Raw genomic sequence first — 12,830 nt, 5'->3', positions numbered from 1 at the left:
TTGCCCAGCTTAGAACGCGCGCAAGGCGAGGCCAAGCAGATCGGAGAGCAGTCATGAATATCCTCATTCTCGGGAGCGGTGGGCGCGAACACAGCTTGGCCTGGGCGGTGATGCAAAACCCCAAATGTGATCGGCTGATCGTGGCCCCGGGGAATGCGGGGATCGCACAGATTGCCGATTGCGCGGCGCTGGACATCGAAAACGGCGGGGCTGTGGTTAGCTTTGCCGAGGAAAACGCGATTGATTTCGTGATTGTTGGCCCGGAAGCACCCCTGGCGGCGGGCGTAGCGGATCGCCTGCGCGAAGCGGGCGTGCTGGTCTTTGGCCCCTCGGCTGCCGCCGCCCGGCTGGAAGCGTCGAAGAGCTTTACAAAGGAAATCTGCGATGCCGCCGGTGCGCCAACAGCGGCCTACGCACGGTTCACCGAGGCGGAGCCAGCCAAGGCATATATCCGAGAACAGGGTGCGCCCATTGTCGTCAAGGCCGATGGGCTCGCGGCGGGCAAAGGCGTCATCGTCGCCATGGACGAGGTAACCGCCCTGGACGCCATCGACGACATGTTCGGCGGGGCTTTTGGCGGAGCCGGAGCCGAAGTGGTGATCGAAGAATTCATGGAGGGCGAAGAGGCCTCACTTTTCGTTCTTTGCGATGGTGAGGACGTTTTATCCGTTGGCACGGCCCAGGACCACAAAAGGGTGGGTGAGGGCGATACTGGTCTGAACACAGGTGGGATGGGGGCCTATTCTCCGGCACCTGTTCTGAGTGCGGAGGTCGAAGAACGCGCAATGGCCGAAATCGTCCGTCCGACGATTGAGGAAATGAAACGGCGCGGGACTCCGTTTCAAGGCGTTCTCTATGCGGGGTTGATGATTAAGGATGGTCAGCCCCGGTTGGTGGAATACAACGTGCGCTTCGGTGACCCGGAGTGTCAGGTTTTGATGATGCGTTTGGGGGCGCAGGCGATGGACTTGATGCATGCCGCTGCAGAGGGTCGACTGGGCGAAGCACGGGTGAATTGGGCGGATGATCATGCCATGACGGTGGTGATGGCGGCCAAGGGCTATCCGGGCTCGTACGAAAGGGGCTCGGTCATCAAGGGGCTGGAGGTTTTGCCCGAGGATAGCAGCAACATGGTGTTCCATGCGGGGACCAAGGCCGTTGAGGGGCAGGTTCAGGCCTCTGGCGGACGGGTTCTGAACGTCACGGCGCGGGGGGCGACGCTGCAAGAAGCCCGCAACCGCGCCTATGCGATGGTGGACGGTGTGGACTGGCCCGAAGGGTTCTTTCGTCGCGATATCGGCTGGCGTGCGCTGTAGTACGATTGCCGGGCTACGCCCGTCTTAATTGTGTGGACGAGGGGCCGGCCCCTCGCGCTCCCCGGGATATTTTTAGCCAGATGAAGGGCGGATCAGCAGTTGAGGGCTAAGGTCAGGTCTTTATGTGTTCTGAGCGGGCCAAGATCGATGGTTTGCCAGCCATCTTCGAAATAGACACCGATGATACGAGACCAGTCTGTGCTGGCCACGACGAGTTCTTTGCGCGTGTCGCAATCGCGTAGGCCGCCGGAGATGAAGTTTTCGCCAATGCGGTGATTGGTCAGGCCTGGCAGTGTGGCGATTTCAGTTAGACTGCCACCGTCAAAGCGCCAAATCCGCAGGATTTTGGCCAGATGCGGACGGTCGATATAAGCAATTTCGACTTTCCCGTCACCGTCAAGATCAGCGGCACCGATCGGAGCAAGCCAGCGAAAGCGGGTGCCAATATGAGGCGTGGCGGCGATTTTCTCTCCACGCGCGTTGTAGATTGCGAGTTGAGCGCCCTCGTGTGCGCTGGTTTCAACGACGATCACCTCGGTTGATCCGTCAAGATCGACATCTGCCAGACGGGGGGCGAGGTCTTCGAAGACACGATCAAGAGGCAGTTTGATAGTCAGAATTGAACGTTTGTAGAGTGGTTGGATCAGCAGGCTTTTAGTTGTTGCGTTGGAGGTTTTGATCTCCAATGCGCCATATTCGATATCGTCGCCCAAGACGCCATGAGCGTAGCGGGCTGTTGGTTCAATGTAACGGGCGGAGTTGATGGTGTACTCTGCCTGCGCTGCCGTTAATCCCATCGGCCACGCGAATAGCGCCAGCAGTGCGCCGCGAGCCCAGACTCGCCACGGGCGATTGGGCAGGCGCGGCGCTATTGGGCGCATCAGATCTGTTTTTCCGGCATTTGCACAACCAGACCGTCCAGCGCGTCGGTGACCTTGATCTGGCAAGTCAGGCGCGAGCGGGCGGCGTCGGGTTCAAAGGCAAAGTCCAGCATGTCTTCTTCCATGTCATCCTTGGCCGGAATTTTCTCGACCCAGTCGGGGTGGATGTAGACATGGCAGGTGGAGCACGCGCAGGCGCCGCCGCAATCGGCTTCGATCCCGGGGATGTTGTTGTCGCGGGCCCCTTCCATGACGGTCAGTCCGTTGGCGACCTCGACCGTGTGCTCGGTACCGCCATGCTCGACATAGGTTATCTTTGCCATTGCGTGCGTCTTCCTTTTGCGATGTTCGAAACCTTCCTTAGTCAAGGCATTTAGGTCTTTCCAGCCTCATTTGCGACTCGGCGTGCCGTGACTGGACTTTCCTGCAGTTTGTTCTATTTTTGTTCTCATGCTCGTTGCCCCTGTTCGCCCTGCGGTTTCAAACCGAGACTGGCCACGCCCCCCCAGTTGCCTGCCCGCCAACCGGCTGGACGATCCGCCGGACAACGCGCGCGTGACCGTGGCAGGGCTGGTCATCCTGCGGCAGAGGCCGGGGACGGCCAAGGGGGTGATATTCGTGACGCTTGAGGATGAGTCAGGGATCGTGAACGTCGTGGTCTGGCGCAAGATCTATGAACAGTTCCGCCGCGCGGTGATCTCGGGCCGCTTGCTGAGGGTCACGGGTCGGATGCAACGCGCGCATTCGGTGACCCATGTGATCGCGGAAGAGATCGAGGATATCTCGGGCATGCTGGATGTGCTGGTGCGCGGCGAGGGGTGATCGCCAGGTCGCAGAACAACTTTGCACCCAAACGGTCCGCGCAAAACCTGAGGTTCGAGACCTGCCAACACACCAGTTTTCCAAAAAGACCTGCCGCACAGCGCGCAAGCACGCGCTAGAACAGTTGCAAATCCTTCGAGCCGCTTTGGATCTCAGCAAAGTTCGGCATGTTCTGAACCGCAACCGGTGCTGGCGCCACACCAGGCATCGCGACTGTCGGTTTTGCCGCCGCAATGTTGCCAAATGCCGGTTTCTCCAGCTCTCCCCGGATGTCGCGCAGCAGAGTTTTGTGATCCGGCATGGCTTTGAGAATTTGCGCAAGATCCATTTTCGCGCCCTTCCACCACTGAAACCAAATCGGCTTTTTCAAGGGTCGCACCCGATCGCGGATGCCCGTGCCATAGCCGGTGTCATAGACCTGTTTACCCAACAGCACAGTCTGGTACACGCGGAAATTGAACAAGGTTGCAAACTCGATATCATGTTCCATCGGCAGACGGTGTTGCCATAACTCAAGGTTCTCGGCCAATCGGTCCGGTATTTTCATCTCGGTGCGCGCGTCGATCCAGTATTGATCATCCGTGCGGTTGCCCAATCGATAATGCAGGCAAATGAAGTCCAGAACTTCGTCGTACAGTTTGTTCATCTGCCGGTTATATCTGGCCCGCAGCGACGGCTCGATATCCTTGGTGGGCAAATGCTCGGCGAACCAGCGGATCGCATGATCAATCATGTGGATCGCGGTGCTTTCAAGCGGTTCAATAAACCCGCCAGACAGACCAATCGCGACACAATTCTTGACCCATGCATTGCGCACTCGCCCAATGCGCATCGGGATCACGCGCGGGGTCAGACCCTTGCCGCTATCACCCAGCCATTCGAGATACTCGTCGGCGGCCTGGTCATCCGTACGATGTGCGGATGAAAACACATAGCCGGTGCCAACCCGGTTATAGAGCGGCACCCGCCACGTCCAACCTGCACCCAGCGCGGTTGACCGCGTGACGCTTTCGATCTTGTCCGGGTCCGGATGCTCGATCTGCAACGCCATTGCGCGGTCGTTGGGCAGATAATCCGAGTAATCCATGAAAGGCTCGCCAAGCGCCTTGTTGATGATTAGCCCGCGGAAGCCGGTGCAATCAATGACCATCTCGATGTCATGGCGGCCTTTTTTCTCCAACATGAGGTGGCTGACATTGCCTTGCTCATCAAGCTCGACCGCTTGCACTTCGTCCTGGATGTGTTCCACGCCACGTTTGGTGCAGACTTTTGTGAGCATGCCAGCGAATTTCACGGCGTCCAGGTGGTAGGCATAGCCGAACCGTTGCTCGAACTCGGGCGCACCCAAGGGCCGCGCGCCTTTGCACAGGCGCGCCAGATCATCGTGGGGCGAGATGGACTGCGTGAAATCCCGATCCCCATTGCCAAAGCGCAAAAAATACTCGGCGGCCTCCAGCCCTTCCAACAGTTGGCCGTGGGCGAAGGGGTTTACGTAATCGATACGATTCCCCTTGGCGTCCTTGTTCCAGTTGCAGAACTTTACCCCCAGTTTGAACGAAGCGTTGGTTTCGCGGAAAAAGTCGCGCTCTGAAATGCCTGCTTGTCGGAGTGTGACCGGCATTCTTGGAACCGTCGCCTCGCCGACCCCAACGGTCGAGATGTTGGGGCTTTCGATCAGGCAGATACGGGGGCGATCTTTCGGTGCCGAGGTCCGGGAAAACACCATATCCAACAGCAATGCTGTCATCCAACCTGCGGTGCCACCGCCCACGATGGTGATTTTGCTTAGACGATTGTTCATTTGGTTCTGCCCCCCTCGATTGTTTTCGGGGACTATAACAGCTTTCTTGCATCGAACTAGGTTCTTTGACGCAGTGATCCGCATGCATTTTCATAGTTTCGAACCGCGGGTTTACAGTGGCAGGCCGCACGCGCCTTCCAATTGTAAGACGAAGGCTGAGCCCTCCAAACGACTTTGGATTTTTGTCCCTGCGTTGGTCGCAATTCATCCGGTGTCGCTGATCGCGTGACAAAAACCGCGACCCACCCTTTTTTGACCTCGGCCTAACGTTTGAACAATACACCCTGAGACTGCTTATCCTGGTGATCGCCGCGCAATTCAGCGTGCAGCGCACGGCCAGCTTGAACGGCTGGTCTGACGTTGACCGTCTCAAGCCAGCGGGCGAAGTGAGGCTTGTCGTCAAGCACCTGTTGTTGACCTTCCCACAGGCTCGCCCATCCCCAGATCGACATATCGGCGATCGAATAGAAATCTCCTGCAACATATTCATTGTCGGCCAGCCGCCGGTCCAATACGCCGTAAAGCCGCCCCACCTCGGTGCGATACCGGTCTTTTGGGTAGGGCAGGTCCTGCGGTGGGTCCAGTTGAGGGGCGTATTTCAGAAAGTGATGCGCTTGTCCGGCCATCGGACCAACGCCGCCCATCTGCCACATCAGCCATTCTTCAACGGCAATCCGATCACGTTCGGTTTCGCCATAAAAGCGCCCGGTCTTGCGAGCCAGGTACATCAGGATTGCGCCACTCTCGAACACAGATATGGGCGTGCCGTCCGGGCCGTCGGGGTCAACGATGGCGGGCATCCGGTTGTTGGGGGCAATCTTCAAAAACTCGGGATCGAACTGGTCGCCTTTACCGATGTTGATCAGGTGGGTTTTGTAGGGCAGGTCCATCTCTTCCAGTGCGATGGATACCTTCCAGCCATTGGGCGTGGGCCAGAAATACAGATCAATCATGAAGTCTCCTCAGGTTGGGGTGATCATGAAGTTTTCCACGTAAACGGCAAGAGCACGCGCATACCTGTTACGAAAGCGTGACCTTTGGCGGGTCGGACTTGACGACCCGCCGACACAGGCGTATTCGCATCGCATCACGTGGCGATTTGTTACCGGATTGCGGGCCACGCTAAACAACACCGCTAAAAGGTCAGGATGAAAGACCCCTTTCGCTTGGCCGCGTCTGGGGTTTTTTGTTTGCCTCCCAACCCGGAGGCGGAAAGGAAAGACATGAGCGAGAGCTGGAACAAACGCACCCAAGCCGTCCATGGCGGCATCCGTCGCAGTCAATACAATGAAGTGTCCGAAGCGATCTTTCTGACGCAAGGGTTCGTTTATGACACTGCCGAACAAGCCGAAGCACGGTTCATTGAAACCGGTCCGGACGAGTTCATCTATGCCCGCTATGGCAATCCAACGGTCTCGATGTTCGAACAGCGTATTGCCGCGCTTGAAGGGGGCGAAGACGCCTTTGCCACAGCCTCGGGCATGGCGGCGGTGAATGCAGCGCTGACGTCGATGCTGCAGGCTGGCGATCATGTGGTTTCGGCCAAAGCGCTCTTTGGGTCCTGCCTCTACATTCTGGAAAACATCCTGACCCGCTTTGGTGTCGAGGTGACTTTTGTCGATGGTACCGATCTGGATGCCTGGAAAGCGGCCATCCGCGCGGACACAAAGGCTGTTTTCTTTGAATCGATGTCCAACCCCACGCTTGAGGTGATTGATATTGCGGCCGTTTCTGATCTGGCCCATACGGTCGGCGCAACGGTCATCGTGGACAACGTGTTCTCGACCCCGGTGTTCTCGCGTGCGATCGAGCAGGGCGCGGATGTGGTCGTTTATTCGGCCACCAAGCATATCGACGGGCAGGGGCGCGCGCTGGGCGGCGTTATCATTGGCACCCGCGACTTTATTCGTGGAACGGTTGAGCCTTACCTGAAACACACTGGTGGCGCGCTTAGCCCATTCAATGCGTGGGTCATGCTCAAAGGTCTGGAAACCATGGCCTTGCGGGTGAATGCTCAGGCTGAGACGGCACAAGTGCTGGCCGAGGCGCTTGAGGGGCACCCTGCGCTGGAACGTACCCTTTATCCGGGTTTGAACTCACACTCCCAGAATGCGTTGGTTCAGTCGCAATTGGGCGGAAAGGGCGGTACTGTTTTGTCGTTGGACATCAAGGGCGGAAAAGAAGCCGCGTTCGCGTTTCTGAACGCGCTGACGATTCCTGTCATTTCCAACAACCTGGGGGATGCAAAATCCATTGCGACGCATCCCGCAACAACGACGCATCAGCGGCTGAGCGATGAACAAAAGGACGAGCTTGGGATAACTCCGGGCCTGATCCGATTTTCGGTGGGGCTCGAGGACGCAAGTGATCTCTTGGCGGACGTTGAACAGGCGCTCAAGGCGTCCCAGGGCTGAACCAGACCACACCCGGCGCGGCAAAGGTCGCGCCGAGAATTATGCGGTGCGTTGGGAACACATGTCGTAATTTGACGGAATTACCGCTCTTTAAATCGATCCGAACGGCAATCTGGCGCGTATCAGAGTGGTAATAAAATCAGAGTTGTTTATATTCTGTCGGCCAGACAAGGGACCCCACCCATGAATATTCACCCGCGCGAACTTGACGAAACCCCCGATCGTGATCAAGCAGCTGCCGCTTTGAAGGTTCTGAAAGATTGGGCGCGTTCAGCCACGGCGACGGAAATCAGTGAACTTGATCCAGCGGTCTCGCGCCTGATGCCGCAAGGTGCGCCGTCTGACTATCCTGTGCTGACGCGGGAATATCCTGAGAGTTTTCAGGCGGATGCAGCATACCGCGCGTCTTTGCCAGACCTGCAAAACGGGCCATCCAGCCTGATCCGTGGCGCAAAGCAGCTAATTCAGCACGTGGGTATTTCGAATTTCCGACTTCCGATCCGGTTTCATCGTAAGCACGGGGATGACCTGACCCTTGAAACCTCGGTGACAGGCTCGGTCAGTCTGGAGGCCGAGAAGAAGGGCATCAACATGTCCAGGATCATGCGGTCGTTTTACAAGCACGCCGAGCGCACCTTTAGCTTTGAGGTAATGGAAGCCGCGCTGAATGACTATAAGGCTGATCTGGACAGCCTGGATGCGCGGATTCAGATGCGGTTTTCGTTTCCGGACCGGGTGGACAGCCTTCGGTCCGGTCTGTCCGGCTACCAATACTATGACATCGCGCTTGAACTTGTTGAGCGGGACGGGCAGCGTCTGAAGATCATGCATCTGGACTATGTCTATTCTTCGACCTGCCCATGCTCGCTGGAGCTGAGCGAACATGCCCGGTCTACGCGCGGTCAGCTTGCGACCCCGCATTCGCAGCGATCGGTTGCCCGCATTTCCGTTGTCGTAGACAACTCGGCTAACTGTCTGTGGTTCGAAGATCTGATTGCAATGTGCCGCAGGGCGGTGCCGACGGAAACACAGGTGATGGTCAAGCGCGAGGACGAACAGGCCTTTGCCGAGTTGAACGCCGCCAATCCGATTTTCGTCGAGGATGCCGCTCGGCTGTTTTGTGCCGCGCTTCAGGCAGATCATCATATTGGCGATTTCCGCGTTGTCGCCAGCCACCAGGAAAGTCTGCACAGCCATGACGCGGTATCGATTCTGACCGAAGGGCCGACCTTTGAATCGGCCAGCCTGGACCCGCGTTTGTTCTCGACCCTGTTCCATACCGGCTGAACGGCGGTCATAAGTCGCTGAAAAAATGCCTCAAAAATTGAAATTGGCGCTTTTTTGCCGCAGTGCAGCAAGAAATGCTGCAACTGCACATGGATTCGCGATACAAATAGTCTGACTGTAGCTGCGGTGCAGCCGTCTCCTGCGTGGCGACGCTGCCTTAAAGGATGTTGAAAATGCGCTGTATCAGACTGCAAGACCTGTTGCCGAGCCTCCCGTTGTCGGAGATCGACCGGTTTTTTCAATTCCCGGCTGCATCGTTTTCACAGGAGAAACTACCAATGAACCCGATTTACCAACCGCTTGAATTTCAAGCAGCCGCCATTCGAATGGCGGGGTATGCGATGGCCAGCCAGATCGAAATCATGCAGATGATGGCGCGTGCTGCTTTTGAACTGCCGATGGCACCGATTCAGGCATTGAAGAGCACAGAAACCGCGGTCGAAGCGCTGACCCCAGCAGTGTCAAAGCCAGCGGTATCGAAGCCGGCAGAAGCGAAGCCTGCTGCACCTAAAGCAAAGGCTGTTCCTGCTCCGGTCAAAGCCAAGCCGGTTCAAAAGGCCAAGGCAGCACCTGCCGCCAAACCTGCGCCTGCCGCCAAAGCGAAGTCTGCGCCCGTCGCCAAAGCCAAGCCAGCGCCTGTAAAGGCCGAGGCCGCCCCGGCGGCTAAAACCGTGGCAAAACCAACGGCTGAGAAGGCCAGGGCCACCCCGGCGGCTAAAACCGTGGCAAAGCCGGCAACCGCCAAAGCGGCACCGGCGGCAAAACCTGCTCCGGTGGCAAAAGCGGCCCCGGCCAAGCCTGCTGCAGCAAAACCGACGCCAGCAAAAGCGGCACCAGCAAAGGCGGCACCAGCAACGGCGGCACCAGCAAAGGCGGCATCGGCCAAAGCTGCGGCTCCCAAGCCAACTCCTAAAGCGGCGGCCAAAACTCCGGCTGAGACCGTTGCCAAGTCGGTTGCGACGTTCAAGTCAAACGCAGCCGCCAAAGCTCAGGAAGCCAAAGCACCTGCGGCCAAGCCTGCGGCCCCGGCGCAACCCAAGCCTGCTGCCGCGAAACCTGCCGCTGCTGCTCCGAAAACACCCACAGCCAAACCCGCTGTTGCAGCGACCGAGGACAAGGCGCAGGCGCCAGTGCGCCGTACACGGGCACCGTCCAAACCTCCGGCAATGCCAGCGGCTGAGAAGAAATCCGACCAGTAATCGGACATCATCGGCTTGACACGATCCGCATGGCGCGCCAACGCTGCGCGTCATGATGGATCTTCGCCCGGTCGGATATGTGATTGGCCTTTTGGTCGCCATTCTTGGGGCGACCATGCTTTTGCCCATGCTTGCCGACATGATCGAAGGCAGGGGAGAGTGGCATGTCTTTCTTGAAAGCGCCGTCATCACGGTTCTGACAGGCAGCATACTTGCGATGAGTTGTTCCAACGGTGTTGGAGAAGGTCTGACCATTCGTCAGACCTTTTTGCTGACGTCAGGTGTGTGGGTTGCCTTGCCGGTATTTGGGGCGATTCCGTTTCTGTTCGGCGAAACCGAGCTGCGTTTTGTCGACGCCTATTTCGAAGCGATGTCCGGTCTGACCACAACCGGATCAACCGTTATTTCCGGTTTGGACGGGCTACCCAGCGGTCTGCTGTTGTGGCGCGGAATTCTGCAATGGCTGGGCGGGATTGGTATCATTGTTGTTGCGATGGTTTTCCTGCCCGAGCTGAGGGTGGGCGGCATGCAAATCTTCCGTTCGGAAGGTTTTGAAACCATGGGGAAAATCCTGCCTCGCGCCCAGGAAATCGCCGGGCAGATTTCGTTGATCTATGTCTTCCTCACAGTGGTCTGCGCCTTGGTCTATACCGGGTTCGGCATGAGCTTTTTCGACGCGGCAGTCCACGCAATGACGACAATCGCAACCGGCGGGTTTTCGAACTACGACAGTTCTTTTGCCACATTCTCTGGCCCGATGGAGTATGCGGCTGCGGTGTTCATGATCCTCGCGGCGTTGCCATTCGTGCGCTACGTCCAACTTGCCAACGGCAATACAAGCTCGCTGTGGCGGGACAGTCAGATACGGGCTTTTCTGGCGACCATCCTTGTGCTGGTGGTTATCATGTCAGTGTTTCTGACATCGGTTTTCCCGCATCATTGGGAGCAGGCCGTCCGCGAGTCACTCTTCAACATCACTTCGATCATTTCCGGCACCGGATACGCCAGTGTCGACTATATGGGGTGGGGCAGTTTTCCGGTCATGCTGTTCTTTCTTATCGGCCTGATTGGCGGCTGTGCCGGGTCGACCGCTTGTTCGATCAAGGTTTTCCGGTATCAGCTTTTGTTTGCGTCGATCAAAACCCAGATCAACCGTATCCGTTCGCCCCACGGTGTGTTTGTCCCCCGATATGACGGTCGGACGATCAGTCGGGACGTTCTGACTTCGGTCATGAGCTTCTTTATGTTCTTTGTGCTGTCGATGGGCATTCTGTCCTGGGCACTGGCGTTGACGGGGCTGGATTTCATCACCTCGGTTTCGGGTGCAGCGACTGCGCTGGCCAATGTCGGGCCGGGGCTGGGCAGCCAGATCGGTCCGGCAGGCAATTTTGCCGGGCTGAACGACACCGCAAAGTGGTTACTGACCATTGGCATGCTGGTCGGCCGCCTTGAACTGCTTGCCGTCTATGCAATCTTCACCGTCCAATTCTGGAGAAACTAATGAAAAGACCCCTGGGCGCGCAGATCTCGCATATGTTGAAGGATCGGGGCGTAGATGTGATTTTCGGCATTCCCGGCGTGCACAATCAGGAAATGTATCGGGGCATCGAAGAGGCCGGTATCACACATGTTTTGGCCCGGCATGAGCAGGGGGCCGGTTTCATGGCAGATGGCTATGCCCGCGCAACCGGGAAGCCCGGCGTGGCCTATGTCATCACCGGGCCCGGACTGACAAATATCATGACACCGATGGGGCAGGCCTATTCGGACTCTGTTCCGATGCTGGTGTTGTCCTCGTGTCTGGATGAGATTGAGGCGCAACGGGGCCAATTGCACCAGATGAAAGATCAGCGCATGGCGGCAGAGACCGTTTCCGACTGGTCCTATCAGGCCAAAGACGCACAGTCCGCCTATAGCCTGATCGAGCGCGCGTTCGAAGAATTCGAGCTGTCGCGCCCGCGTCCCAAACACATTCAAGTGCCAATTGCACAGTTGGAGGCTGAAGCCGAACCCGCGCCGTTCCCGAACCAGCCAGCGTTGCGCACCGTCGCGCATCCGCCTGACGTGGCATCGGTTTTGTCGTTGCTTAACATTGCGCGGCGACCTCTGTTCATTCTGGGCGGCGGGTGCCGGTCGAACCTTTGGCGGCAGATTCTGACGCAACTGGGGGCCGCGTGTTTCACCACATATGCCGGGCGCGGAATGGCGGGGGCCGGTTACGCGCTGGATTTCGGGGCCATGCTGCCGCGACCGGGCAGCGCCGACGTTATCGCCTCGGCCGATCTGGTTGTTGTTGTGGGCGCTGAACTGGGCGAGGTTGATCTGTGGCGCTCGGACCTCGGGCATACTGCCAATCTGGTGCGCGTCGATCTTGACCCCGAGGTGCTGTCGGACCGTCACCGGGCGGCGGTCAAACTGCAGATGGACGGCGAGAGCTTTGCTCGTGCTCTGTGGTCGTCTGCCGAGAATGTTAAACCGGCCACAGGGTGGAGTGCTGACGAAGTTGAAAAGGCCCGCGCCCGATGGCGTGTTGAGATCGATGCCGAACGCCCTGGGATCGTTCCGGTTATCGATGCGCTGAGCGCAGCAATGCCTGGCGATGCGATGATTTATTCAGACATGACCCAATTCGCCTATGTCGCCAAAGAAGTTTGGGACATAAATTACCCCTACCATTGGCATCACCCGACGGGGTTTGGCACCTTGGGCTATGCACTTCCTGCGGGTATCGGCGGAGCGGTCGCTCGTCGCGGCAAGCCCACTGCAGTGATCGCAGGTGATTACGGCTTTCAATACACTCTGCAAGAGCTTGGCACTGCCGTAGAGCTGGAACTGTCGTTGCCCATTATCCTGTGGGACAATGGCAAGCTGAAAGAGATCGAAGACAGCATGGTTCGCGGTCAGATCGCGCCCAACGCGGTCATTGCACGCAATCCGGACTTCTGCAAATTGGCCGAGGCCTACGGCGCACATTCGGCTGAACCCAAAAACCTTGAGGAACTACAAGCAGCTGTGCGAACGGCGTTTGAGGCGCCGGTGCCGACGCTCATTCGAGTGACGCCGGACATCGATTAGGGCGTGTGGCGCTGATAGGTCTCAGCGCCACGATC

The 12,830-nt window shown here is 57.9% G+C and carries 11 protein-coding genes and 1 riboswitch; of the genes, 7 read left to right on the top strand and 4 right to left on the bottom strand.

Features of this window, described 5'->3' with window-relative positions; translation table 11 throughout:
- The first annotated feature begins 53 nt into the window (after positions 1-53).
- Positions 54-1,316, top strand: a complete 1,263-nt coding sequence (gene purD, locus ACR0CR_RS02435; protein ID WP_480596413.1) for a phosphoribosylamine--glycine ligase — start codon at positions 54-56, stop codon at positions 1,314-1,316.
- 92 nt (positions 1,317-1,408) lie between these two features.
- Here purD and ACR0CR_RS02430 read toward each other — a convergent pair whose 3' ends face one another.
- Entirely contained in the window at positions 1,409-2,197 is a 789-nt protein-coding gene (locus ACR0CR_RS02430) for an FG-GAP repeat domain-containing protein (RefSeq protein ID WP_480596411.1), read from the bottom strand.
- Entirely contained in the window at positions 2,197-2,520 is a 324-nt protein-coding gene (locus ACR0CR_RS02425) for a 2Fe-2S iron-sulfur cluster-binding protein (RefSeq protein WP_480596409.1), read from the bottom strand. Before ACR0CR_RS02425 ends, ACR0CR_RS02430 begins: the two co-directional genes overlap by 1 nt.
- Positions 2,521-2,647: 127 nt before the next feature.
- On the opposite strand from ACR0CR_RS02425, the gene ACR0CR_RS02420 reads away from it, so the two are divergent.
- Complete coding sequence (locus ACR0CR_RS02420) at positions 2,648-3,019, top strand: OB-fold nucleic acid binding domain-containing protein (protein ID WP_480596407.1); 372 nt, start codon at positions 2,648-2,650, stop codon at positions 3,017-3,019.
- Positions 3,020-3,134: 115 nt separating this feature from the next.
- Here the strand turns inward: ACR0CR_RS02420 and ACR0CR_RS02415 are convergent, their stop codons facing one another.
- Both ACR0CR_RS02415 and ACR0CR_RS02410 read right to left on the bottom strand, forming a co-directional pair.
- Complete coding sequence (locus ACR0CR_RS02415) at positions 3,135-4,820, bottom strand: tryptophan halogenase family protein (protein WP_480596405.1); 1,686 nt, start codon at positions 4,818-4,820, stop codon at positions 3,135-3,137.
- 263 nt (positions 4,821-5,083) lie between these two features.
- Positions 5,084-5,773, bottom strand: a complete 690-nt coding sequence (locus ACR0CR_RS02410) for a glutathione S-transferase N-terminal domain-containing protein (protein ID WP_480596403.1) — start codon at positions 5,771-5,773, stop codon at positions 5,084-5,086.
- 128 nt (positions 5,774-5,901) lie between these two features.
- A riboswitch (SAM riboswitch) is annotated at positions 5,902-5,979 on the top strand.
- Between the two features lie 64 nt (positions 5,980-6,043).
- Between ACR0CR_RS02410 and metZ the strand changes: the two genes are divergently transcribed.
- The 5 genes from metZ (at position 6,044) to ACR0CR_RS02385 (ending at position 12,795) form a co-directional block, all read left to right on the top strand.
- Positions 6,044-7,234 (top strand): O-succinylhomoserine sulfhydrylase, encoded by a 1,191-nt coding sequence (gene metZ, locus ACR0CR_RS02405; RefSeq protein WP_480596401.1) that lies wholly within the window; start codon positions 6,044-6,046, stop codon positions 7,232-7,234.
- A gap of 183 nt (positions 7,235-7,417) precedes the next feature.
- A complete protein-coding gene (gene folE2 / locus ACR0CR_RS02400; protein WP_480596399.1) occupies positions 7,418-8,521 on the top strand; it encodes a GTP cyclohydrolase FolE2 in 1,104 nt (367 codons plus the stop codon).
- Between the two features lie 278 nt (positions 8,522-8,799).
- The gene (locus ACR0CR_RS02395; RefSeq protein ID WP_480596397.1) at positions 8,800-9,720 is read left to right on the top strand and encodes a hypothetical protein; all 921 of its coding nucleotides are present in this window, start codon (positions 8,800-8,802) and stop codon (positions 9,718-9,720) included.
- 52 nt (positions 9,721-9,772) lie between these two features.
- Positions 9,773-11,221, top strand: a complete 1,449-nt coding sequence (locus tag ACR0CR_RS02390; protein WP_480596395.1) for a TrkH family potassium uptake protein — start codon at positions 9,773-9,775, stop codon at positions 11,219-11,221.
- Positions 11,221-12,795: a thiamine pyrophosphate-binding protein gene (locus tag ACR0CR_RS02385; RefSeq protein WP_480596393.1), complete on the top strand. Its 1,575-nt coding sequence runs from the start codon at positions 11,221-11,223 to the stop codon at positions 12,793-12,795. Before ACR0CR_RS02390 ends, ACR0CR_RS02385 begins: the two co-directional genes overlap by 1 nt.
- Positions 12,796-12,830 lie beyond the last annotated feature (35 nt).

The sequence above is a fragment of the Ruegeria sp. AM2 genome, from assembly GCF_056540685.1.
This window is presented reverse-complemented; position numbering and strand designations above follow the sequence as displayed.

Bases quoted from the DNA above. Each gene is read 5' to 3' on its own strand.
- purD (WP_480596413.1), top strand. From the start codon at position 54: ATGAATATCCTCATTCTCGGGAGCGGTGGGCGCGAACACAGCTTGGCC.
- ACR0CR_RS02430 (WP_480596411.1), bottom strand. From the start codon at position 2,197: ATGCGCCCAATAGCGCCGCGCCTGCCCAATCGCCCGTGGCGAGTCTGG.
- ACR0CR_RS02425 (WP_480596409.1), bottom strand. From the start codon at position 2,520: ATGGCAAAGATAACCTATGTCGAGCATGGCGGTACCGAGCACACGGTC.
- ACR0CR_RS02420 (WP_480596407.1), top strand. From the start codon at position 2,648: ATGCTCGTTGCCCCTGTTCGCCCTGCGGTTTCAAACCGAGACTGGCCA.
- ACR0CR_RS02415 (WP_480596405.1), bottom strand. From the start codon at position 4,820: ATGAACAATCGTCTAAGCAAAATCACCATCGTGGGCGGTGGCACCGCA.
- ACR0CR_RS02410 (WP_480596403.1), bottom strand. From the start codon at position 5,773: ATGATTGATCTGTATTTCTGGCCCACGCCCAATGGCTGGAAGGTATCC.
- metZ (WP_480596401.1), top strand. From the start codon at position 6,044: ATGAGCGAGAGCTGGAACAAACGCACCCAAGCCGTCCATGGCGGCATC.
- folE2 (WP_480596399.1), top strand. From the start codon at position 7,418: ATGAATATTCACCCGCGCGAACTTGACGAAACCCCCGATCGTGATCAA.
- ACR0CR_RS02395 (WP_480596397.1), top strand. From the start codon at position 8,800: ATGAACCCGATTTACCAACCGCTTGAATTTCAAGCAGCCGCCATTCGA.
- ACR0CR_RS02390 (WP_480596395.1), top strand. From the start codon at position 9,773: ATGATGGATCTTCGCCCGGTCGGATATGTGATTGGCCTTTTGGTCGCC.
- ACR0CR_RS02385 (WP_480596393.1), top strand. From the start codon at position 11,221: ATGAAAAGACCCCTGGGCGCGCAGATCTCGCATATGTTGAAGGATCGG.